Raw genomic sequence first — 22522 nt, 5'->3', positions numbered from 1 at the left:
TTATGGAGATTCAAGAACGTATTAAAGATAGAATATTAAAAAGAGCCGCAAGAGTTTGGGGATATAATGACAGTGAACTGGAAACTTCCTTCGATCCAATTGTTGGATTACTTTTAGAAGCATGTGCTTCCGAATTGGAAAAATTGTCCGTAGAACTGAATAATTCCCATACCCGAATTGTTGAACGTCTCATCGAAATTATGTCGCCCGCTTCAAATGCTGGGGCATTGCCATCGAGAACAATTGTTCACGCTAAGCCATCTGAGAATAATTATAAAGTTTCTTTGGAACATCAGTTTTTCTGCAAGAGGAATATTCCCAACATATATGATCCGGTGAAACCGACTATCAAAGAAGTCTTTTTTGGGCCAACTGCACCATTTCAATTGACTACAGCCGAAGTGGAATTCATGGCTTTTGGTTCTTCATTATACCAATTCAATAACACAATTCATAAGGAATTTTATTTGAGATCGCCAAAATCGTTGAAGTCTTCAACTTTTTGGCTAGGTATTCAATGTTTGGATACTGACGAAATTTTGAAGAATTTGATGTTTTATGTTGAAATTAAAAATTCGCACCAACGGGAAGTATTTTATCATTATCTCAAACAAGCCAAATTTTTTATTGGAGACAGACAAATTAAGTTCAATGAAGGTTATAATGTCACTACGAAAGATTTTGACGTTGATGCAATTATAACCAGAAATTACAATCGCATCAACCAAATTTATTCGGAAGTCAATACTTTTTATGCTGATAAATTCATTCATCTTACAGAAGAAATTGCACTCCAACCCGATATGTTTACTCTTCCAGAAGAAATCGCAAATACTTTCGAAAGTGATAAATTAACGGCAAAAAAAGACGTTTTCTGGTTAAGGATTGAATTCCCAGAAGTTATCAACAATACTATTTTTGAAAGTCTGAGTTTTTCGTTGAATTGTTTTCCTGTTATCAACAAAAGGTTAATCAATTTGGCTCAAAGAATTGACCCCTATATTAACTATGTTCCTTTAATTAACAATGATCATTTTTTGGATCTTGAAGAGATTACGGACACGACAGGTTTTAATTATCATCTGAAAGATTTTTCCAGAACAAGTATTGAATCCGGCCAAGCCACATTAAGACACAAAGGTGTAGAGCGTTTTGATGAGCGCAATGCTTCAGAAATGATGCAATACCTCTTGGAATTGTTAAAGGATGAAAGTGCCTCTTTTTCTGTTTTAGGAGGTGATTTTGTTCGAAATGTGATTGGAGAAATGAATCAGCTCATTGCAACTTTAGAGCAACAAACGAAAGAAAACTCGTTTCTCAAATCCAATTTTCCCTATGTCATCATAAAACCGAATAGCAATGAAGATAGAAATGAAAACGACTCATTTTTTGTCAGCTTTTGGTCAACTTGTGGGGAAGAGGCTAATGAAATTAAACCGGGTACGAAATTAGATTTGCCGTCGGGAACTGATTTTATTGCAAATTCCATGTATTTGGTGCAAACAAGTGTAGGAGGAAAAACACGCCTTACATCAGGAGAGAAGATACTTTCTTACAGAGAGGCTTTATTAACGCACGGTCGTATTGTTACTTTCGCAGATATAAAAACGTTTACAATGAATCATTTTGGATTTTCAATAGCCAAAGTTGAAGTAGGTAAAGGAACGAAAATTGATACTTCTCTTAAAACAGGTTTTGTAAGAACAATCGATATTAAAGTCACTAAAAATACCGATACGGAATATCCGGTTACCGATAATGAATGGAATTATTTATGCGATAATTTATTGCATAAACTCGATCAGGTATCCTCAAATACATACCCGTATCGTTTAATTGTTAATTGATGAATAAATAAAAAAGGAGCTTAAATAGCTCCTTTTTTTATACAATTGACCAAGTTAATTCTCCATTTTCCAAAGCAATGGTTACCACACTACCTTCTTTGACTTCATTGGATATAATCTTTTTAGCAAGTGGTCTTCTCAATTCCGATCGGATAATGCCTTTTAAAGGTCTTGCTCCATAGGTAGCATTGAATCCGTTGTCAACTAGGAATGATTTCGCCTCTTCTGAAATATGTAAGGTAATTTCTAATGACTTTACTAAGTCAAACAATTCCTTTTTCAAATGAATTTCAAAGATCCCCATCGCATTGTCTTTGGAGATTGGTGCAAAAGGAATGATTTCAGTTAAACGTCCCAAAAACTCAGGTCGGAAATTTTTGGTCATGATTTCCATTAGTTGATTTGAGCTTGGATATCCGCTGCCGTTTGTAATAGAATCTACGATAAATTGAGATCCGATATTGGACGTAAAAAGAATAAGTGCATTCGAAAAATCACCTTCTTTTCCGAGACGGTCATGTAATTTTCCTTCATCCATTATTTGAAGAAAAACGTCAAATACAGAAGGATGTGCTTTTTCAATTTCATCGAAGAGTACAATAGAGTAGGGCTTCTGTCTGATTTTATTCACTAACAGACCACCATCTTCATAACCTACATAGCCTGGAGGCGCCCCGTAGAGTAATGCCGCAGAATGTTCTTCTTTGAATTCGGACATATCAAAACGAATAATGGCGTTTTCATCTTGGAATAAGAAATCAGCTAGAGATTTGGCCAATTCCGTTTTTCCAGTTCCCGTTGGACCAAGAAAGAAGAACGATCCAATAGGTTGACCAGCTTTACTTAAACCAGATCGAGACTCTAGAACGGATTCTGATACAATTTGTATTGCTAAATCCTGACCTACAACACGTTTCTTCAAGATCGCATCCATGTTTTGTAGACGGTCTTTTTCTTCGGTTTGAAGTTTTCCCAAAGGAATATTTGTTTTTTGAGCAACAATAGCTCCCAAATCAATGGGCTCAATGTGTTCTTTTTTCTCTTGAGCAATAGTTGTGAGCTTCTCTAGTAGATTGTCCAATTTAAGGAATAAATCGTCCAAAGTGATTTCCGAAATGTTTTCGTCATCAAAATTTTCTTGGGTAAGCAAATAATGCGCTTTCCTTTTGATATCGCTATAGAGCCAAGAAGCTTCCTGAAATTGACTATCGCTGTCCTGATCCTTAATTTTTTTTAACTTGGATTTTAGGATTTCTTTTTCAGACAGGAAGGATTCACCTGCGGTTTTAATCACCGACATGGTTCTGTCTAATAAATTAAGTGCCGATTCAGGTAGACTTTTTTCTTTTAGATAACGCTTAGACAATCGGATAGATTCTCTAATAGTTTCATCATTAGTTCTAATAGTATGGTGATCATTGTAAGATTTTATTGCGGTTTTGATGATACGAAATGCTCTTTCATCGTCAGGTTCATCTACTTTAATCATCTCGAACATGCCTGAAAGAACTTCGTCTTTTTCAATTTTTTTAGTGAACTCATCTATAGTTGTGGTTGCTATCAAGGTTAATCCTTTGGATAGTTCACTTTTTAAGATGCTTGATATACCTGCGTTATCACTATTTTTATCCAGTAAAACATGGATTCCATCGATAAGTAAAATGGCTTTGGGATAGGTTTTTAATTCCTGGATCAACTTTTTTAATCTGTCTTCTATTTCGCCTTTATAGGACGCACCGGCGATAAGTGTTCCAAGGTCCAATTCAAAAATTTCAGTATTAAGTAATTTTTCTGGAACTTGGTGTGTGACTATTGCATTGGCAAATCCATTGATTATGGCCGATTTCCCTACTCCAGGATATCCGTTTAGTAATACATTGGGTTTCGAAAAGCGACATAAAATTTCTGTAATTTCCTTGATTTCCTTATCTCTGGCAACAATTTCAATCGGATTCTTTTTTGCTTTCGCTGTTTTATTGAAACAATATTTATGAATGTATTTGGAAATGGATCTTTCTGAAGGTAGATTAAGCAATTCAGAATTGAGTTTTCCGTCTTCTCGTTCCGTCAGCAATTCAGCTCTTGTTACGGGGAAACTCTTCATTTGATCAAAGTTAAAACCGACCCCAGGAGTAGCCAATGCTACCATAATAGCGAACAAATCGACTTCTTCTCTGCCTAAGATATCTCGTACAGCATCTGCTTCACTGATTACTTCATCGATAGATTCATGTGCTTCCGCTTCCGTAGGTTTAATTGTTTTTGGAAGTTCATCCATACGTACTTCTGCCCATTCTTCGATGAAAAACACGTCTTTTCCCATAGATTCTAATTCTTTCAGCAGGGTAAAATCTCTGTGAAGTATGGCTTTTAGTAAATGTGCTGCAGTATATTCTTTTTGCTTGGCTTCCTGAGCAGTTTTTTTTGCAATTTCAAGAGCGGAATGCAAGTCTTCGTGAAAAATGATATTTTCTGTAATCATGTTTTAGCTTTTCTTATCGTTATCTTAGTCCTCGGTCCAACCCAGAAGTCCTTTGACTTTATAGGTAATGGTAAATCCATCAATACAGTTCAGATTATCTCTGGTTAGTCGTAAGGATTCAATTTTTATCTCTTTGCCTTTTATTCTTGTACAGAATTCTTCAAAAGCAATCACCTGATCTCCGTTTTTAATAACAGGGATTTGATAATTATCACAAATGTATTTACTGAAATCTTCTTTTTGCTTGGTTTGATTGGCTACCTGATGAATGAGCAATTCGAACTGATTTTCAGAGATATCGGGTGCGAATTCGGTGATATGTCTTTCTTTTGATCGTGTTGGAATTGGTTTTAACCAAGTATCGGAATAGTCGGGTTTAGGGTTACCTTTTGGTTTGTAAAAAGCATTTACAGGTTTTTCATAAGTATATCCTTCTTCCAACATCATCTCACTGTCTTTTTTGAAGGTTGGACGAGGCTTGATGTAAATGATTTTGGAGGTTTTGAATTTATATTCGCCATTTACAATAAGGGTGATTGTTTTAGGGCCTGGAGTCCTGAAACTATAACTTGCAAATTCATTTGTATTGTCAATCTGACCCGTTTCTCCAAAACACCATTCCCACGAAAACGTTTCATTAGTATAGTATTTGTAAGTGAAATTGATTTTTTGACCGACAGTTGCAATTTTGGGAGCAATGATTGTGGGTAATTTTGTTCGGTCTAAAATTTCTCCATGATCCTTTATTTGGATTTTCTTTTCTTTCAGACAAAAACCATTAATCACCAATGTAACGGTATATATTCCTGGTTCTGTATATTTATGTAATGCATGGTTTTTGGTTTCTCTTGGACTACCATCACCAAAATCCCATTTCCAATCAGTAGCGTTTAAGGTTTCGTTATGAAATTCAATAACTTCACCTACTGAAAAGTTTTCGGCAACGATGTAAAAATCGGAAGTATCACAATCGACATGTTTTTTGTATTTAAAGCTGAAAACTATGATACTTGTAACTAAAAGTAAGGCAAAAAGAGTTATGATTTTGGTTTCAAAATTTGCAAATACTTGTTTTAAGCCTCTTGGATTTCTATTCATAAGGATGTTTTTGGAAGTTAATCAGTAATCCAAATAAGATGTTTTTTTATTTTATATGCTATTTCAACATTCACAACACAATTGTCATTATTGGTGGACAATCGGATGTTCGAAATTTTTAATGTTTTGCCTGTGATTTTTTTGCAAAATTCATCGAAAGGCATAATTTTCGAATCATTTATTAGTACAGGTATTTTATAATCTTCGCATAAGTAAGGGCCAAAATCATCTTTTGTTTTACTTTGTTTCGCTACTTGATGCAGTAATAATTCGAATTGTTCTTCAGAAATGGAAGGTGCTAAATTTTTCCCTTGACTGTTCGTTTTTTGTCTCTTTTTCGACGAAGGCGGAACTACAGGAAGCGTCATGGCATATTCCTCAGCGGGATCAATTTGTGAAGGGCCGGGTCTAAGTTTTAAAGGTTTGATTTCTACATCTTCAATTTGTGTATCTGCAATTTCCGGATCTTTTGGTTTTACAAAAATAGTTGCAGATGTCATGCTGGCAATATTCCCATTGATTATGAGTGTGACTTTCTTTTGTCCAGGTGTTCTATAGACATGAATGGGATTACTTTCGGTATCGTCAAGTCTCGAAGATTCACCAAAACTCCATTCCCAAGAAAAAATATCATTGCCGTTGTAATAGTAATCAAAAACGACTTCTTCGCCTACTTTAACGACTTTCGGAGCTATAATTTCTGGAATTCTTGTACGTTTGGCCAAATCACCGATTGATTTAATGACTACATCCTTGTAGGCGATACAGTTGTCATTAATGCTAAGTGTAACTCTGTATTTTCCAGGATTTTTAAAATGATGAGTAACATTTTTTTCAAACTGGTTTTTGGAACCATCACCAAAATTCCACTCCCATGTACTTGCATTTGGGGTTTCATTATAAAATTCAATGGTTTCTCCAACAATTCTGTTTTTTGCCACTACATAGAATGTGGCATTTTCACAATCCACAGAATGAATCAGTTTTGAAAACAGAAAGACAGCTCCAAAAAATAGTATGGAGATGAAAACTAATAATATTCTATAATCAAAATTCAGTAATAAACTTTGTATGCCTTTTGCTCCTCGAGCCATAATTTTTTTGTTGACGAACTTAGTGAAAAAAAAATTTTATAACTAATATTTTGAAAAAAAATTCTTACATAAATATAAAATTATATATTTGTTTTGTAAGAAGAGTTTTACGTGGTGTTTTTTAGCCTCTAACTTTTTTTAATAGTTAAAATTGATTAATACATTTTTTTATTTCTGAAAAAGTATTTCTTTTGTAAGAAATAAATTACAAATATATAATTTATTATGTACTCCTTAATTAAAAAAGTTTCAATACTAACATTGTTATTTCTTGGAATTAGCTGTGGTAACCCAAAATATATTGATGAGGTACCGTTGAAGTTGAAATACGATGAAAATAAAATAAAAGATGAATTAGGGATTAAAGAAACTAAACCGAATCATCGATTAGCAGATCAATATGAAGAAGGTCTTACCGATGAACAGATTCGAGTAAAAGAAAAATATGCTGTTTTATTGAGTGTAAGACCTGATGAAATAAAGAGTTACGATTTTTATGAATATATCGATAAATGGTTAGGTACTCCCTATGGAAACAGATCATTTTCAAAAGATAGTTTGGCAATGGTTCCTTTTGCACAAGCTTTGTACAGCAAAGCTTATAAAAAGAGTTTGCCAAGAACGGCATTAGGAATATTTAAATCCAAAGACATCGAATTGTTTTTATCGAGAATTGATTTAGAAGAAGGAGATTTGATTTTTCTACGATACAATAAGGATAATCCAATTTCTGATGTGGCTATTTATCTTAAGAATGACCGAATATTAGCGACCACTAAGTCATCAGGATTAAGAATATTCAATTTTAATGATGACTATTTTCAAACTAGGTACTTTGCTTCTGGAAGGATTAAAACAGATGATGATAAAACAAATTAGTTTGCAATGAATAGGATAGAAGAAGTTAAGAAAAAAATTAATGCGCTGCCTTTTGATTTAAAAGCTGAAGTAGTCTTAGCACCTTTATTGGAGAAAGAAAAGGAGTACAATCCTGATTTTTTAATCAACTTCAAAGGGCAATTTAAAAGACCATACAGTACCGATATTTTGGGTTGTGAAATAATCGATTATGATTATGATGCAACGCAGTTTCTGAAAATTGACGTTTCAAGGGATGGGATTTATGATGGTCTACCGGAAGGTGTTTTTCATTACCCTAAAACGGATCGATTGAACCAGTCGGTAGACGATATGACGAAAGAGTATCGTGTTCAGCAAAAAGAGGAAGAAGAAGCCCGGTTGTTTTTTTTGCCATTTGAAAATGAATTCTTTTTAAACGGTTTGATTAGAGAAAAGGCTGAAAAAGATTTTTTGTTCAAATTGAATGAAGGAAAGACATTTCAATTTTTCTATGAGTTTTGGGATATTGACAAATCAATGCCTGAAGTATTAGTTGCGAAGTTTATCCGATTGATTCCTTTTGTACATAAAATGGTTGGGAAATTGGATAAAACGGCCGAATGTCTTGAATATCTATTGGAAGAGAAAGTGGAGATCATTGAGTTAGGTTACCGTGATCAATCAAACAGTGAGCAAAGTGTAACCTTGAATAATTGTCAATTAGGACTTGACATGATATCAGGAATGTCGTATTTGGATTATTCCTTAAACCTCGAATTCAGAATCGGACCATTAAGAAATAGTGCATTCACAGAATATATTCATGAAGGAGGAATTAAAAAATTTATTACCCTTTTTTATGAACATTTCCTGCCTATGGAAGTCGATGTAAAAACAACTGTTCTTCTTCCTGAAGAAATAGAATTATTTGATTTTAACCAAAAAGAAACTGTGCTGGGAATAACTACCAGAATATAATTATGAAACCTGCATTTAGACCCAATTTTAAAGAATTAATCGATCCTAGTTTGCTAATTATCCTTGTAGTTTTATTGCTATTAGGTGCTATTTTATCCATGTTCTTTATCGATAAAGTGAAAAATTTCAAAACACAGTATAAGACTAAGTATTACATCTATTTGTTTTCGGCTTTACTGGTTTTTGCTTTGGTTTCCTTTTTAGGACAATCTAAGGCAATTAGTAGTCTTTATAGTGAATTTGTTTTTTATCAGGTGCTTTTATTTGGTTTGGGTACTCTGCATGTTATTTTCTATAGAACTTATCTGTTGAAGTATGAGTTAGATAGTTATTGGTTGGAAGGTGTTTATAATATGTTGATTGCTGTATTTGGAACCATTCCTTTTTTACTGTTGTATACTTATATGAACGGAATTACCTATGCATTTACTATCGCGTCTTGTATTTTAATGTTTTTAGTACCGACCTGGATTTTTGCCACCTTTAAAACATCTGTATCAATACCTGCTAAAATTTATAAAACCTGGCCATTCCCAGAATTTGGGGCCTTTGCCGAGCCAAAGGACGATGAATTTAGAGATATGGTGGTGATCACATTTGTTTTTTATAAAAGTCCTACTTCAAACATACGAACTGAGTTTAGAGCCAAATCACCTATTCGTATGGATTTTGGACGACTTTTCTATCATTTTGTTAATGATTATAATACAAGAAATTCGGATCATCCCATTCAACTACTAGATGAATTTGGGAATCCGCAACATTGGGTATTCTATCTGAAACCGAATTGGTATGGAGTATCTAAATATATCGATCCAGAATTAACTATGTATATGAATGGAATTCAAGAGGATAGTATGGTTATATGTTTGAGAACTAAGCCTTTGGATGAGGGGAATTGGCAACAAGAATCATTGGAGCAAGGAAAGATAATAATGAATTAAAATTATAACTAAGGTTTTATGCTAGAAAAACTAAATCATTTCCCGGTGAACTGGGTAGATGGAATGAAAATTAATAAATCTCATTTCATAGGAATGCAAGATCATATCAGTGATGTGGTCAGGGATGCAATGGGAACTCAGTTAAATGCTTTAAACTATGGTTTGCTTCCTTTAGGAAATGCACAAGAATCAATGAAAATCTCATTGGTTATTGATAATCATAAACTTTTAAGGGTGAAAGTAGAAGAATGTCATGCAGTTACACCCAACGGAAGTCGCATTGCTATCAGTGCAAACAATAGGCATATGCTAAACATGGAAATGCCATATCCCGAAGCGGTATACGAACTTGATTCCGATCAGGATGTGGTTTTATTAGTCAATGTTTCGGTGAATTTATTTGATAAAAAACCGTTTGGAAACCCGGATCCTGAAGAAAATCCTCCTCGTTATCCTAACGTTTTGCCTTCATTCAATCTGAATTTGGTTCCTGAAAAGAACAACGAGAATAATTATGGAGGTTATCATTTGACTTTAGGTAAAATTATTGTCAATAAAAATGAAACTTACCTTATGACGAACTATATACCTCCTTGTACTTCAGTTCAAAGTCATGAAAAGTTAATGGAAATTCATACTAAGATTGATCGTTTTTTCGGGCAATTGGAACTATTTACTGTTCAGATTTCTCAGAAAATTAACAGACGTAATCAAAGTAATGAATTGGCATTGATTATTCAGGCTTTGTCAGAAAAAATCACGATGTATTTAGGAGTGACAATCAATTCATTTCGTTGGTTTTCACAGTATCAACCACCTGCATATATGTTTGATCAAGTGATTTCATTGGCTAGAATGATGAAAAACTATATCGATTCAAAATCAGGAGCTGGTAAGGAGGAGCTCTTGAATTATATCGCAGAATGGTGCGGTATCAGTCAAGGAGAATTTGAAGGAACTTTTACTGATTTGGTTAATGTCGGTTACAATCACACTCAGATAGATAAAACTGTCGAGAAAACGCTTCGATTCATGCAAATTACCAACGAATTGTTTTCGACACTTAATCATTTGGATTATATCGGTAAGCGAAAAGATAACGGGATTTTTGTCAAAGAAAGACTGGAACTTGAAAATATGGCATTGGACTCATCGAAAAGAAATAAAACATTTTTAGAAGATTAAAAGTAGAATGGAAGTATTAAACAAAAAAGAAAGAGCAAAATCTTTCGTAGCTTTTATAGGTGTATTTGGGATTACCATGTTTGTTATTATTGGGGCTATTTTCTTTGATTACTATTTGCCCTGGAAAGAAAATAGTGAATTGAAAAAAGACAACGAAATCATGACTAGGGAATTTATGTTTCAGGAAGATTTTGCCAAAAATATGGAAGATCTGAAATCGTCAATTGATTCTTTAAATGCTCCCGGACAAGACTTTTATTATAATCAGCAAAAAGCCATTTCAACCATTATCAGTATGCAGCAGTCTATTCCAACGAAAGACAGTTTATTGCGTGACAATATGTATGACAATATCATATTGACTAACAGACAACTAATTGATGCTAAAAAAAGTATTCAGATGATGGGGGAAAGCAAAGAAGAAATGGACAAACTTTTGCAACAAATTGAAACGTATAAAAGCGAGTTGGAAATTGTAAAAAGAGATTTAGAGGTTTGCAGACAAATCAACAAAGCGAACTAAATTATTTATAAACACAAATTATAATCTTATGTTATCAAATTACGGAATCGGAGGAAATGAGGTAAAGTTAGATGCTAGCGAAGCAATCTTGGAAATCCCTCAAAACAGAACATTAATTGCGCAAAAGTTAACGGGTGATACACCAGTTAAACCAGAATTAGTTGAAGGCTTGACAAATGTCGAACAGGTTTTTTCTCATTTCAAACCCACAGCAAAAGTGGCTTTTGAAGATGCTGATGGTGCATCTAAAAACGAAGAGCTTAAGTTCAATAATTTAGGAGATTTTGGTATCAAAGGAATCACTGCTCAAAGTAAATTCCTTACCAATTTAGAGACTGAAAAGGATCAGTATCAGAAAATTATCAAGCAATTGAAAACAAACAAAATTTTAAAAAGTGCTTTAGATAATCCGGATGCTAAAAAAGCATTATTGGAAACAATCGAAGAATTGATTTCTGAATTGAATCAAAAGTAAAAGTATAACAGTCAATAAACAGTAAAAATTAATAGTATGTCTAAAGAACAATTACAAGCTCAAAATACCGATACTGCTGTATTGGAACCAAAAAAGAAAGAAAGCGGTTTTAAACTGAATGTTGAGAAATTAGCTAAGTATGGTGGTTTCGATTTATTGGAAACAGCCATTGAAGGTGCTCAAAATATGAATCCAGACCGTAAAGCGCGTCGTCAGATTTTTATGAGTGAAGCGAATAAAGAAGTGGAAAGAGAAACTTTGAAGAAAACATTACAAATGTGGGCTTCGGTTTTAAAAGAAAATGAATCTCTAACCGATATGGTAGCACAAAGCGAAGATAAAAGTAAAGTTGCTGAAGAAACCTTATTGAAAAACTTAGCCATTGCTATACATGAAACAAAAGAATTAGAACAATCATACAGAACAATCGGTTTGTTCTATAAAAATACTGAAACGGATAAAGTTCGAAATGCAACAATTATCAATGCAGAATTGGATCAGTTGCAAGATCTTGATAACACTCGTTTTATTGATGCAATTCACAATGAATTAGTAGACAATTATGATCGTTTGGATTTAAAAAATAATTACGGTTTGTTAGTCATTCCAGGTTATTTAGGAAGTAATAAAGTTGTCGAAAAATGGGCTAAAATCGCTCATGAAAATAAAGTGATGTTGGTAACGGATTTCGCACATCTTGATGAACCGGATGATGTGATGGAAATGTTTGATGCAGCTTATTTGACCGGAGGTGATATTTATCGTTCGAATGTGTTAATGACATGTAACTGGTTAGTAGGAAGAGGAAAATTTGATTCCGTTGGAGAGTCAGAAGATCTTTTTGTACCGCCATCAGCTGCTTTGGCCGGAAAAATTTATAAAACGTTAATGTCTCAGGTGACTGCAGGTAAAAAATTCGGAGGAATCAACGAGGTTGACGGTGTTCGTTTCGACTTGAAAAAAAGTGAAATTGCCAATTTGGAAAACATGGGATTGATTCCAATGGTGAATGAATATGGAAAAGTTATGGCTTTCTCTGGTAAAACATTATTTAACGGAGATAACCTAGGATTACAAACCTATTCTGTTGTTCGTGTATTTGATTATGTAACCAAAGTTTTAATGGACTTCTTAAATAGAAGAGCTTTTGAAAACTTCACGGCTAAAACACGTAAAGAAATCATGGGACAAATTGTTCAGTTTTTGGATGGTATTACAGGACCGGATAAACTGATTGAAAATTTCGAAATCAGACGATTTGAACAAGATCCAATTCAAAAAGACAGAATTTATTTGGATATCCATATGAAGCCTTATTTCCCTGCTAAAAATTTCATGATCAAAATGGAAGGTCAAAAAGGGGATGATGGTACAGAATGGGATACTGAATACGAACAAAAATAAGAAGCAACTAAAAAAGGGATTGAAAAATCCCTTTTTTTAAACTCATATCTATAACTATGATCAAAAAACTTATACTTGCTGTACTCTTTTTTAGTTTATCCGTTACTGGAGCTCAGGCACAAATGTCTTCTCGAGATTCTCTTAAGATTAGGTTTAAAAACAGAGTTAAAATTACACGTAGCAAAGAAAATTTTCTGGATAAAAGACCTTATGCCCACACAGAACCTTATTATTTTAAAGTGTATAATACAGACCAGGATTATATCTCTTTTCAACTTGGAAAAAGAAAAGGGTCAAAAGTATTTTTGTATATCAAACTTTTCTCATTCAATGCATGTATTAAGAAAGATGATGTAGTAGAATTGTCTTTTGTTAATGATGATAAGTATGAGTTGATAAACAAGTATCAAGTGAATTGTGAAGGTTATATTGTGGTAGAATTAAGGCAGTACGATATAAAATACATCATGAAAAGTTTTATCAAAGGTTTTATGATTCATACCTATCAGAAAGATTATGAGTTTAGAGTAGATAAAAAAACTGCAAAACAAATAAATGAAGATATTAAATGCCTTAGAAAGTATTGATTTTTTATAAGTTGATGCTTTCGAATGACTTATGGTTACTGGGATTTAAAATAAGTAAGAAAAATAACACGATTTTATTTTTATTTTTGAAGTAAAATTCTTACATTCGTCACTTATATATTTATATTCATTGGTATTATTTTTTATTTAACCTTAATTCAGCATTTTTAATATGAAACTACTTCAAACTTCAAAAGAATGAGTTGATCAACAGATCAAATCTGTGCCACTTCATAATCAACTTTTTTATGTAGTCAATTCAATTAATTAACTACAAAGAATCAATTCAATTATTATTTCTGTATCACCGTTATTTGGTGTGGTTTTTTATTGTCTTTTGATTCGATTAAGCTAATTGTAAAACGTTAATACATTTTATATGTCATTTAAAACTAAAATTAAAGTCGCTGGAAAAGAGCGAAACATCTTGAATGTTAATTATGCGATGTTTCAGGAAACTGATGCTACTGGCAGACCTTCTTCTGTTTCTAGAGGAGGGCAAATTGAAATTACAGTGGAAGGCACTGGTGAAACAGATTTGTTTGAATGGATGACCAATAGTTTCGAACGTAAGGATGGTAGTATCGTTTTCCTTAAAAGAGATAGTGATGCAACTCTCAAAGAATTACAGTTTACAGAAGCTTATATTGTGAATTATCTAGAAAATTTCGATTCTGAGGGTGAGAATCCATTAACTGAAACCTTCGTTTTATCTGCAAAATCCATTAAACTGGGAACTGGAGAGCATGTGAACGAGTGGGTTTAATTGTACTATGTTTTTATTTATTAATTATTTAAATATTTTTTATTATGTCATTTAAAGCAAGATTAAGCGTTGGAGGTAAAGAATTCAACGTACTAAACGTAAACTATGGTTTGTTTCAGGAAACTGATGCAACTGGACGTCCTTCAACAGTAACAAGAGGAGGTAAAATTGATGTAACAATCGAAGGAACAGGATCAACTGAATTATTCGAATGGATGACTAACAGTTTCGAGCGTAAAGACGGAAGTGTGAAGTTTTTCAAAAGAGACAGTGATGCAACTTTGAAAGAATTGAAATTTACTGAGGGCTATTTGGTTAAACACAAAGAAAACTTTGATTCAACAGGAAAAAACCCGTTAACAGAAACTTTTACTATTTCGGCAAGAAAAATCGAAATGGGCACAGGAGTTTATGAAAACGAATGGGTATAAGAAATAAGCTATTTTTTAAATAGTACTTATTTGTGATGTCGAAATAATTCCAACGGGATGAAGACCCAAAATTTATCTCGTTGGTTTTTCGACAATTTTTAATGGAATTCTGACCTTTAAAACAATATAACATGTCTTTTTTAGCAAAATTTGAATTAGATGGGGAAACCTACAATGTATTAGAGTTTGACCTGCACATTACGCAGGAAGTTGATCATAATGGAAAACCTCAAACAATTGCTCAGGGAGGTAATATTAGACTTGTTGTAGAGTCTACCAAAAGTGTTGACTTTATGAAATGGATGATAAGCAGTACGCAAACTAAAAACGGAAAAATTACTTTTTTTAGACGTGATGCCATGTCAAAAATGAAAGAGTTAAAATTTGAAAAAGCTTTCTGTATCAATTTTCATGAGAGTTTTAGATCAAATAACGAAGTGCCGATGCAAATTGAATTGCTGCTTTCGGCTAAAGATATTGACTTTAGTGGTGCTGTTTTAGGCAAACCATGGTCATTGGATTTATAAAATAAAGAAATTTCTATGCTTTCTTATGAATCAAAACTTTTGTTCCTGTCCGATTTTGAAATCATACATAAGTTAAAATCAAACAGTTTTCCTGTTGATCAATACGAGATATATGAGTGGATAAAAAAGAAACTTGAACAAATTTTAAAAATTAGATTTCCGGAATTACCTAAAGCAGGTACCACTGCTAATTGGGATGAACTGTTTGCTATATGGTTTTTTGAAACTTCTCCAATGTTGCCTAATGCATCGTGGAATGGTGACAAAATCATATTCAATACCAACAGTGCGTTTTCAAAAGATATTGCTAAATCTCCCAGTTTCTCAGGAACCAAAACAAATAATTCCATCAAAAGGAAATTTTTTGAGGTCTCAGATGCAATGAGACCCAATCCATTCGAAGCCAGTTTTCATTTTGTGGGTGCTGAGACCGGAATGAAAGATTATTATACTGTCGTTGAATGGTTTTTAGGTTCGTACAAAGCAAAAATATATTGGGTAAAAGTGAACAATACCTACAAAATAAAAGCCATAATTAATAATAGAAGTCATTGGTATTCGGGTACAAGATTGCCTAAAAGTTGGCAAAACAAACTTGATGAAACACTTGGTTTTAGCATTGAAAATTTAGTGGATAGTGCGCCAAGAGGTCAAACCATAAAGAGAAAATTACCAGTTTTGATTTCCAGCAAATTGGAGTCTGAAATGAATTTTAAAATTCCAAGTTTTGGAGGCGATGTTTATCAGGAATTTAATATTGAAGCTACATGGGAAAAATAAAATCTATGTTTCTGGTTTCCGCATTTCTTTTTAGTTGTTCTTTTCTCGAAAAGAAGGAAAATCCAATACAACAATTGTCAAAACTGATTAAGTTGTCCGATACCATGAAAAATGAAATCAAAGATTGTAAAGGTGAATTTTCCGAAGTTGCACCAACTTTTATGAGTTCGGGTTATTTTACATACAAGGTAAACGATTCTTTCATGGAAAAGTTAACAAAGCATGAAGAGTTTCCAATTCAAAATGAGTTGAATTCGAAATTCAGAAAGACAAGGGTTGATTACCCTTTTGTTGAAAACGATTTGTCATTTTATACAGATAATCTGAAGGATAAAACGTTAATCAAACAGTTTGATTTAAAAAATAAAATAGTTTTCGAAGGAGTTTATTTTCCCTACAAACAACAAATTTTATACGATACCATAACCAAAGAAGCAATTCATTTGATTAGTGGAATAAGAGACTAAATACAGTTTTACAAAAATTTAAGAGAACAGCACCTATTTAAAATTTAACAACAATCACTATGAGCGTTATGAATGGAATTATGGAAAAAGTGACCGATGCCATGCAAGAAAGGGTAAGTATCCAGATAGGCAGTTACAGCGGACAAATTGTATATTATAATCTAATGATAAACCAAAGTCTACTAGGGCATCACACCTTTAGTTTTACATGGCGAATCGGAGATGTTGTGATGAATTTTAAAGATCAGGCGGACTTCATTAAACAATATATGGGGGCCAAAGTACTGATTGTATTTAAAGATAGTGCTAGGGGTGAAAATGTTCAGTTTAAAGGAATTATTTCACAAATGGAAATTTTAGATAATGACGGTGCTTCTAAGGGATTTCAAATCATTGGTGAAAGTCCGACTATCTTATTGGATGAAATTCAACAATGTGAAACCCATTTTTCGAATTCTTTAGAAGATATTGTAAGGAAAACCGACCAGAATATTGTCAAAGGGATTTTTACAGGAACCGATGTGAATACAGTGAATAAAACTGTTTTTCCTTACATCGTACAATACAATGAAACCGATTTTCAATTTCTTCAAAGGTTAGCTGTTCAATATGGAGAATGGATGTATTACGACGGTGATTATTTGAAGTTTGGATCGCTTAAAACATCGAAAGCATCATTGCAAAATGGTGTCAATCTACATAGCTTTAAGGTAGTGAGTAGATTGAAACCACAAAAGATTGCCTACAAAGGGTATGATTATAATTTGGCGTCAGAAATTGATGCGCAAAATTTGCAACCCCAAAATAATACCAAAAGCTACATTGCTCAAAATGCTCAAAACGCATCGGGTAATGTATATAACAGAGAAAATGAGAATCATGCTTTTGTGAGTAATGCTTACGAAGCTCAAGATATTCAGAGAATACAAGAAACAAAACAACAAGCAAAAGAAGCTAATGTAGTGACGTATTCCGGTTTGAGTAAGATTCCTTTACAAATAGGAGGAACACTTACCATAACCAAGGATTTTATAGAAGGAGAATTTATTGCCATAGGGGTTCATCACTATTCTAAAGGATTCGGTCATTACGAATGCCAATTTGAAGCGATTCCAAGAGATGTCAAAGTACCACCTTACACAAATCCGTTGGTATATCCTAAAGCAGAAACTCAAGCTGCAGTTGTAACGGATAACAATGATCCAGCCGGAATGGGACGAATTAAAGTGAAATTCTTTTGGAATCATGAAAGCGACTGGACTAGATTGGTTACTCCTCATGCAGGATCAGGTAAAGGATTTTATTTTATACCCGAAATCGGAGAGGAAGTTTTTGTTTCTTTCGAAGGCGGGAATCCGGAAAAACCGTTTGTGATTGGAACGCAATACAACGGTGCTGAAATTTCAGGATACAATACATCAGGCAATGATCAGAAGGTCATTCATACCCGTTCAGGAACCAAAATGATTTTTAATGATGCTCAAGGAAGCATTTTTATAGAAGATCCAAGTGGCAATACCTGGTTAATGGATGGTCAAGGAAATATCAGTGTGAATGCACCCAATGATATATCAATTACTGCTGGTAAAAATATGAGTATCAATGTAGGACAGAATTTATCGGTTATTGCGGGTGTCGATATTACTGAAACTGCTGGAGCAAATAAAAATCTTATTGCAGGAGCTTTCCATAATGTTTCTGTTGGAAAAAATTACTTGGTCAATGTAATGGGCAGTTTGCTTGAAATCGTAAAAGGCAACAGGGAATCCGAAACTACCGAACGTACCGAAATTGCTAAATCGGCACAATTAAGTACAACTGAAAAAAGTATAGTGGTAAACGCCTCTCAGAAAGTGGTGAAAAAAAGTGGTGAAAAATCTAATGCATTTTAAAAGATGGGTATCACAAGAATTGTTGAAGGGGATTTAATTAATACTTCTACCGAGATGAACTTAACTGCCAATGCAGGCAATTATGAGTTCAGTACGCCCATGAAAAACCAATGGAAAGGCGAAGCAGACGGCGTGGTCGAATCCGATTATAAGGCTTCAAATAAGGAGGACACTTTATCTAATTCAATCAATGTGAATTTGAATCTCTTCTTTGACGGTACCCAAAATAATAAAACGAATACAGAAGCAAGAAATCCAAGCTCGGGTAATCATCAAGCTTATATCAAAACAGGGAATAAAAATGATGATAGTTTTGAGAATGATTATACCAATGTAGCCAGAGGTTATGATGCAGTAGATTCTAATGTAGAAAATCAAGTTAAAGTATACATAGAGGGTATTGGAACCGAAAATTTAAAAAGCGATTCTAAATTTCCTGGAGTGGCTACAGGTATGGGAGATACTGGTGTGACTGCAAAGGTAACAAAAGGATGTATGGATGCTGCAAAACAAATGTTTGAAAAGGGATATAATAATAAAGAAATTGATATTTTATTTGTTAATGTATATGGTTTTAGTAGAGGGGCAGCAGCTGCAAGGCATTTTTTGCATGTAGCCAGTAAAATGGCAAACTATTCTTTAGAAGATGAGATTAGTGATAAGAAAAATAAATATAAAGTTTACCCAGATTATTTGTTTAATGACAAAATCCATCAATTTAATTTAGTATTAGAAAATACCAAAATTTTGGACAACTATGGTTATTTTGGAGCCTGTTTGTTACATCTAGGTATGAAAATTAAAAAAATCATTTTCAATTTTGTTGGAATTTATGATACAGTTGCTTCTTTGGGTGCATATCATGGAAACGATGTTAAAGAATTGAAATTAGATAGTATTCAAAAAGCTAAATATGTTTTTCATTTAGTTTCAGATGATGAGTATCGGGAAAATTTTGATCTTTCTGATATTAACAGTGCTGGATTATCTGGCTTGGAACTAACGCTTCCAGGAGTACATTCTGATATAGGAGGATCTTATCTTGACAATGTTGAAGAAATTTCAGTAATTGATAATATCCAGATTGCTGAAACGGAAGACCACAAAAACATGGCTAAAGAAAGAAAGGACAAGGAGTATGATTTATTTAAAAAATATGTAGTGGAAGAAGGATGGTTTAAAGACCCTCAAATAAAAAAGCAATTTTTTTATGAAAAAGACCTTGATCGACATACTAAATGGTATGAAAACCAGTATAATTATGGGTTAGTTGGTAGAAGGGTTTTGTTTAACAGCTACGATAAAATACCATTGGATTTGATGATAGAAAAATCGAAAGATTTTAATGTTAAATACAAGCCAGATAAATTAGAAGATTATAAAATTAAAGATTCTTTTATAAACATAGTTTATAATCAAATAAAAGATTATTATAACGCAAAAATTAACATTCGTAATCGTTATGTAGTAGGATACAATAAAGAACTTAAAAATTTTGATTTTTATTCTAAAAATTATTTTAATGAAGTAAAGTCTATTCACTATATCAACTATATGGATAATAATGATTTACATCGTTTGCGTAATGAGTATCTGCATTGGTCAGTAAAAAGTAATTTATTTGGACTATCAGCAAGAAATGAAGGGGCTTTAAAACAAGAAGTACGAAAAAGAGAAATACATCATGGTTAAATATTTTTATAAAATAATAATTTATATTTTATTATTAACAACACATTCCCATTGTAAAATGCATAAAGAATTACCAGAGTTTCGTACTGAAATATCAGAGCCTAATAAAAAATATGAAGTTACACCAATTTTAGACCAAATAAAAACACTTGAAGGAGTTCCTGCTGGATTACCTTATGGAAGTACAAGTGGAGAATGGGGTAGTTCTGGAGCTATGTGGACAGAGCAACACGGTACTCCAATTGGATTCGATATTACGTATTATTCACGTTATGAAGATAAGTATTATAAGATTAACCAAGATTTTGATTTAGAATTTATAAAAAAAATGACCAATCGATGTTATCCAACATCGGATAATGGTGAAGATTCCGTTAAAGAATTTATTTCTTTAGATCAGTATAATGATGACTTCGAGCGATATAGATATACTTATCAGCCATTTAGTACTTTGGTGTTTGGTTTTGCTCCTAAAGGGATGATTGTAGTGTGGATGCGATATGCATTTATTTCATACGAAATCGGGCGTTTTAAAGCTATGGAAATTACTGATTTAGAAGAAATTAAAAAAGTAAAAAAAATCTACATGGAAAAATACCGAATTCACCCGGAACGCTATGAAGAAGCAAAGAAAAGTATGTATTTGCCAGATGTATCCCCTGATTTATGGGATAACTACAGATTGAAATACAAATGGAGTCATAAAGTGAATTCTGAAAATAGAGGAGCTAAATTTTTTGAATTAGGGAATGAATATTTTAATGGTGAATATGAAGTAATGTTTGGTTCATTGGTAGCAAAGCCTATTAGTAAAGATAGAGCTGTTCCTGAAGTGATTCATTTATTTTGGGAAACAGGTAAAAATGAACGGTATATAGCTCGTATCTTTTTTGATTGGGAAAAAACTAATGAATTATTGAAAAACTCGGGAGTAAAAGAAAATATTTTTAATATAAAAATTAAAGAAGATAATAGTCAGCTAAGTATAAATCTAAATGGTAAACCAATAGAAGTTGATAGCATTCGAATTTACCCTAACAGCCATATGAGATTTAGAGATTCATATGAAGAGTAATTTATTCGGTTTGGAATATATAAAGCATAGAAACATTTACTGAAAATAAACGGAAAACGATAATGAGAAAAACTAGTATAATCATTTTATTTTTAGTGTTACTAAGTGCTACACATGGTTTTTCACAAATCACAAAATCAAGTTTAGATGAGAAATACACTACTTATCTACAATTAAATCCAAATAATGAAAGTAAAGTAGTGATTGATTACTTGGTTGAGCAATTCAAAGTTCTAGATAAAATTGAAAAAAAATGTGTTGTTTGGTTCAGAACAATGGACGATAATGAAATTTCCACGATAGAAACTGAGGGGTATAAATTTCTTCAAAATGTTGAAAACTTTGAAAAGAACAGTACAATTTCGGAATCTAAAATTCCATTGGAAAAACAAAAACAATACATTGATGTAAATATCCAATTGAGAAGAAATTTTGAGATTTTCACAAAGTTGTTAAATAATAGGCATAAAAGGGAATCGCTCTATTTGGAATTTAAAAATAATAATGAAATCTGTAAGGATTCAATAATGAAACTTCTTTGAAAATTTCAAAAATAGTATGTGTAAATCATTAAAATAATTGCTAATCTATTCGATAATCAATCATGAATTCAATAGAAGATTCAACAAAACTATTTGTACTACACCCAAAACCGGGAATAAAAACTTTTGAAGTGATTCATCGACAATATTCGGGTGATTGGGTTGATAAAACAATTCAATATGAAATGCAGGTTACATTATTGAATAATGTCAGCCAAAATGGTTTTGTATATGAACTCGACAGAAAGAATCTTTTAATCGATGGAAGTACACCAGATTTGGTTTTCGACCAATTGGCTTTCGATTGTGGGAATGCTTTATTTCCATTGAAATTCTTGGTCACTAGTTTGGGTGAAATCGAACAAATTTTTGAGCATGAAAAAATGTTACAAAGATGGGAGATCATTAAAAATAAGCTCATTAATTATTATGAAGGTGACACTGCGTTGGAGTATATTCAAATGACCGACACTAATATAAAAAATAGCAATCTCCTTAAAAGTATAATGCAAAACCATCTTTTTGTTTATTTCTTTTTTAAACCCTTGTATGGGCACTATCAAGATAATACAAAGGTGACTCAATGGAAAGCGGCACCATTTATGGATTTTTCAATAGATATTCCAATGCAACAAGTTTTGGTGAAAAAAAAAGGAATGAATAATGATGAAATTGTGACCAAAGATGAAATACATATTGAAATTCAATCAGAATCGGAGTGGATTGATATGTATGGTAAATATACATTTCATCCTAAAGACAATAGTCTTCTTTCTTGTGAAGCATCAATGGTACTTTCAGGAAATGAAGAAATCAAATTAACGATGAATTCCAAACAGGGAAATTGGGCGATAAGTGAATCAAAACAAAGGGTTGAGAGTAGTATTTAATTG

Annotated in this window: 22 protein-coding genes; 19 read left to right on the top strand and 3 right to left on the bottom strand. The window is 32.8% G+C overall.

Going from position 1 to position 22522, the window contains the following annotated elements:
- Positions 1 to 2 precede the first annotated feature (2 nt).
- Positions 3 to 1847, top strand: a complete 1845-nt coding sequence (locus ACS8MM_RS04660) for a type VI secretion system baseplate subunit TssF (RefSeq protein WP_379713570.1) — start codon at positions 3 to 5, stop codon at positions 1845 to 1847.
- A 37-nt stretch (positions 1848 to 1884) separates the two neighbouring features.
- Here ACS8MM_RS04660 and ACS8MM_RS04655 read toward each other — a convergent pair whose 3' ends face one another.
- The 3 genes from ACS8MM_RS04655 to ACS8MM_RS04645 are packed head-to-tail and all read right to left on the bottom strand — an operon-like array spanning position 1885 to position 6521.
- On the bottom strand, positions 1885 to 4329 hold the full coding sequence (locus tag ACS8MM_RS04655; protein WP_379713568.1) for an AAA family ATPase: 2445 nt from the start codon (positions 4327 to 4329) through the stop codon (positions 1885 to 1887).
- Between the two features lie 24 nt (positions 4330 to 4353).
- Positions 4354 to 5427 (bottom strand): PKD domain-containing protein, encoded by a 1074-nt coding sequence (locus tag ACS8MM_RS04650; RefSeq protein WP_379713566.1) that lies wholly within the window; start codon positions 5425 to 5427, stop codon positions 4354 to 4356.
- A 17-nt stretch (positions 5428 to 5444) separates the two neighbouring features.
- The gene (locus tag ACS8MM_RS04645; RefSeq protein WP_379713564.1) at positions 5445 to 6521 is read right to left on the bottom strand and encodes a PKD domain-containing protein; all 1077 of its coding nucleotides are present in this window, start codon (positions 6519 to 6521) and stop codon (positions 5445 to 5447) included.
- A 225-nt stretch (positions 6522 to 6746) separates the two neighbouring features.
- Here ACS8MM_RS04645 and ACS8MM_RS04640 point away from each other — a divergent pair, with 225 nt between their 5' ends.
- The 18 genes from ACS8MM_RS04640 (at position 6747) to ACS8MM_RS04555 (ending at position 22519) form a co-directional block, all read left to right on the top strand.
- Complete coding sequence (locus tag ACS8MM_RS04640) at positions 6747 to 7400, top strand: C40 family peptidase (protein WP_379713562.1); 654 nt, start codon at positions 6747 to 6749, stop codon at positions 7398 to 7400.
- Between the two features lie 6 nt (positions 7401 to 7406).
- On the top strand, positions 7407 to 8339 hold the full coding sequence (locus tag ACS8MM_RS04635; protein ID WP_379713560.1) for a hypothetical protein: 933 nt from the start codon (positions 7407 to 7409) through the stop codon (positions 8337 to 8339).
- Positions 8340 to 8341: 2 nt separating this feature from the next.
- Positions 8342 to 9283, top strand: a complete 942-nt coding sequence (locus ACS8MM_RS04630; protein WP_379713558.1) for a TssN family type VI secretion system protein — start codon at positions 8342 to 8344, stop codon at positions 9281 to 9283.
- 18 nt (positions 9284 to 9301) lie between these two features.
- Positions 9302 to 10468: a hypothetical protein gene (locus ACS8MM_RS04625; protein WP_379713556.1), complete on the top strand. Its 1167-nt coding sequence runs from the start codon at positions 9302 to 9304 to the stop codon at positions 10466 to 10468.
- A gap of 7 nt (positions 10469 to 10475) precedes the next feature.
- On the top strand, positions 10476 to 10991 hold the full coding sequence (tssO, locus tag ACS8MM_RS04620; protein WP_379713554.1) for a type VI secretion system TssO: 516 nt from the start codon (positions 10476 to 10478) through the stop codon (positions 10989 to 10991).
- 28 nt (positions 10992 to 11019) lie between these two features.
- Positions 11020 to 11466, top strand: a complete 447-nt coding sequence (locus tag ACS8MM_RS04615) for a hypothetical protein (RefSeq protein WP_379713552.1) — start codon at positions 11020 to 11022, stop codon at positions 11464 to 11466.
- 36 nt (positions 11467 to 11502) lie between these two features.
- Entirely contained in the window at positions 11503 to 12870 is a 1368-nt protein-coding gene (locus tag ACS8MM_RS04610) for a DUF5458 family protein (protein ID WP_379713550.1), read from the top strand.
- A gap of 56 nt (positions 12871 to 12926) precedes the next feature.
- Positions 12927 to 13457 (top strand): hypothetical protein, encoded by a 531-nt coding sequence (locus ACS8MM_RS04605; protein WP_379713548.1) that lies wholly within the window; start codon positions 12927 to 12929, stop codon positions 13455 to 13457.
- A 379-nt stretch (positions 13458 to 13836) separates the two neighbouring features.
- Complete coding sequence (tssD, locus tag ACS8MM_RS04600) at positions 13837 to 14223, top strand: type VI secretion system tube protein TssD (RefSeq protein WP_379713546.1); 387 nt, start codon at positions 13837 to 13839, stop codon at positions 14221 to 14223.
- Between the two features lie 44 nt (positions 14224 to 14267).
- On the top strand, positions 14268 to 14654 hold the full coding sequence (gene tssD / locus ACS8MM_RS04595; protein WP_379713544.1) for a type VI secretion system tube protein TssD: 387 nt from the start codon (positions 14268 to 14270) through the stop codon (positions 14652 to 14654).
- Positions 14655 to 14785: 131 nt separating this feature from the next.
- On the top strand, positions 14786 to 15181 hold the full coding sequence (gene tssD / locus ACS8MM_RS04590) for a type VI secretion system tube protein TssD (RefSeq protein ID WP_379713542.1): 396 nt from the start codon (positions 14786 to 14788) through the stop codon (positions 15179 to 15181).
- Positions 15182 to 15196: 15 nt separating this feature from the next.
- Positions 15197 to 15961 (top strand): hypothetical protein, encoded by a 765-nt coding sequence (locus tag ACS8MM_RS04585; RefSeq protein ID WP_379713540.1) that lies wholly within the window; start codon positions 15197 to 15199, stop codon positions 15959 to 15961.
- The gene (locus ACS8MM_RS04580; RefSeq protein ID WP_379713538.1) at positions 15949 to 16428 is read left to right on the top strand and encodes a hypothetical protein; all 480 of its coding nucleotides are present in this window, start codon (positions 15949 to 15951) and stop codon (positions 16426 to 16428) included. Before ACS8MM_RS04585 ends, ACS8MM_RS04580 begins: the two co-directional genes overlap by 13 nt.
- A gap of 59 nt (positions 16429 to 16487) precedes the next feature.
- Entirely contained in the window at positions 16488 to 18320 is a 1833-nt protein-coding gene (locus ACS8MM_RS04575; protein WP_379713536.1) for a type VI secretion system Vgr family protein, read from the top strand.
- Between the two features lie 3 nt (positions 18321 to 18323).
- Positions 18324 to 20012 (top strand): T6SS phospholipase effector Tle1-like catalytic domain-containing protein, encoded by a 1689-nt coding sequence (locus tag ACS8MM_RS04570; RefSeq protein ID WP_379713534.1) that lies wholly within the window; start codon positions 18324 to 18326, stop codon positions 20010 to 20012.
- Between the two features lie 58 nt (positions 20013 to 20070).
- On the top strand, positions 20071 to 21087 hold the full coding sequence (locus tag ACS8MM_RS04565; protein ID WP_379713532.1) for a DUF2931 family protein: 1017 nt from the start codon (positions 20071 to 20073) through the stop codon (positions 21085 to 21087).
- Positions 21088 to 21149: 62 nt separating this feature from the next.
- The gene (locus ACS8MM_RS04560) at positions 21150 to 21629 is read left to right on the top strand and encodes a hypothetical protein (protein ID WP_379713530.1); all 480 of its coding nucleotides are present in this window, start codon (positions 21150 to 21152) and stop codon (positions 21627 to 21629) included.
- Between the two features lie 62 nt (positions 21630 to 21691).
- A complete protein-coding gene (locus ACS8MM_RS04555) occupies positions 21692 to 22519 on the top strand; it encodes a hypothetical protein (RefSeq protein WP_379713528.1) in 828 nt (275 codons plus the stop codon).
- The last annotated feature ends 3 nt before the right edge of the window (positions 22520 to 22522 follow it).

It is taken from the genome of Flavobacterium sp. MAHUQ-57 (assembly GCF_051908335.1).
Lineage (GTDB): Bacteria > Bacteroidota > Bacteroidia > Flavobacteriales > Flavobacteriaceae > Flavobacterium.
This window is presented reverse-complemented; position numbering and strand designations above follow the sequence as displayed.

What these genes read in the sequence shown, in the direction of transcription:
- ACS8MM_RS04650 (WP_379713566.1), bottom strand. Translation starts at nt 5,427, where the DNA reads ATGAATAGAAATCCAAGAGGCTTAAAACAAGTATTTGCAAATTTTGAA.
- ACS8MM_RS04585 (WP_379713540.1), top strand. Translation starts at nt 15,197, where the DNA reads ATGCTTTCTTATGAATCAAAACTTTTGTTCCTGTCCGATTTTGAAATC.
- ACS8MM_RS04630 (WP_379713558.1), top strand. Translation starts at nt 8,342, where the DNA reads ATGAAACCTGCATTTAGACCCAATTTTAAAGAATTAATCGATCCTAGT.
- ACS8MM_RS04625 (WP_379713556.1), top strand. Translation starts at nt 9,302, where the DNA reads ATGCTAGAAAAACTAAATCATTTCCCGGTGAACTGGGTAGATGGAATG.
- ACS8MM_RS04575 (WP_379713536.1), top strand. Translation starts at nt 16,488, where the DNA reads ATGAGCGTTATGAATGGAATTATGGAAAAAGTGACCGATGCCATGCAA.
- tssD (WP_379713542.1), top strand. Translation starts at nt 14,786, where the DNA reads ATGTCTTTTTTAGCAAAATTTGAATTAGATGGGGAAACCTACAATGTA.
- tssD (WP_379713544.1), top strand. Translation starts at nt 14,268, where the DNA reads ATGTCATTTAAAGCAAGATTAAGCGTTGGAGGTAAAGAATTCAACGTA.
- ACS8MM_RS04605 (WP_379713548.1), top strand. Translation starts at nt 12,927, where the DNA reads ATGATCAAAAAACTTATACTTGCTGTACTCTTTTTTAGTTTATCCGTT.
- ACS8MM_RS04610 (WP_379713550.1), top strand. Translation starts at nt 11,503, where the DNA reads ATGTCTAAAGAACAATTACAAGCTCAAAATACCGATACTGCTGTATTG.
- ACS8MM_RS04660 (WP_379713570.1), top strand. Translation starts at nt 3, where the DNA reads ATGGAGATTCAAGAACGTATTAAAGATAGAATATTAAAAAGAGCCGCA.
- ACS8MM_RS04615 (WP_379713552.1), top strand. Translation starts at nt 11,020, where the DNA reads ATGTTATCAAATTACGGAATCGGAGGAAATGAGGTAAAGTTAGATGCT.
- ACS8MM_RS04570 (WP_379713534.1), top strand. Translation starts at nt 18,324, where the DNA reads ATGGGTATCACAAGAATTGTTGAAGGGGATTTAATTAATACTTCTACC.
- tssO (WP_379713554.1), top strand. Translation starts at nt 10,476, where the DNA reads ATGGAAGTATTAAACAAAAAAGAAAGAGCAAAATCTTTCGTAGCTTTT.
- ACS8MM_RS04640 (WP_379713562.1), top strand. Translation starts at nt 6,747, where the DNA reads ATGTACTCCTTAATTAAAAAAGTTTCAATACTAACATTGTTATTTCTT.
- ACS8MM_RS04560 (WP_379713530.1), top strand. Translation starts at nt 21,150, where the DNA reads ATGAGAAAAACTAGTATAATCATTTTATTTTTAGTGTTACTAAGTGCT.
- ACS8MM_RS04635 (WP_379713560.1), top strand. Translation starts at nt 7,407, where the DNA reads ATGAATAGGATAGAAGAAGTTAAGAAAAAAATTAATGCGCTGCCTTTT.
- ACS8MM_RS04655 (WP_379713568.1), bottom strand. Translation starts at nt 4,329, where the DNA reads ATGATTACAGAAAATATCATTTTTCACGAAGACTTGCATTCCGCTCTT.
- ACS8MM_RS04555 (WP_379713528.1), top strand. Translation starts at nt 21,692, where the DNA reads ATGAATTCAATAGAAGATTCAACAAAACTATTTGTACTACACCCAAAA.
- tssD (WP_379713546.1), top strand. Translation starts at nt 13,837, where the DNA reads ATGTCATTTAAAACTAAAATTAAAGTCGCTGGAAAAGAGCGAAACATC.
- ACS8MM_RS04645 (WP_379713564.1), bottom strand. Translation starts at nt 6,521, where the DNA reads ATGGCTCGAGGAGCAAAAGGCATACAAAGTTTATTACTGAATTTTGAT.
- ACS8MM_RS04580 (WP_379713538.1), top strand. Translation starts at nt 15,949, where the DNA reads ATGGGAAAAATAAAATCTATGTTTCTGGTTTCCGCATTTCTTTTTAGT.
- ACS8MM_RS04565 (WP_379713532.1), top strand. Translation starts at nt 20,071, where the DNA reads ATGCATAAAGAATTACCAGAGTTTCGTACTGAAATATCAGAGCCTAAT.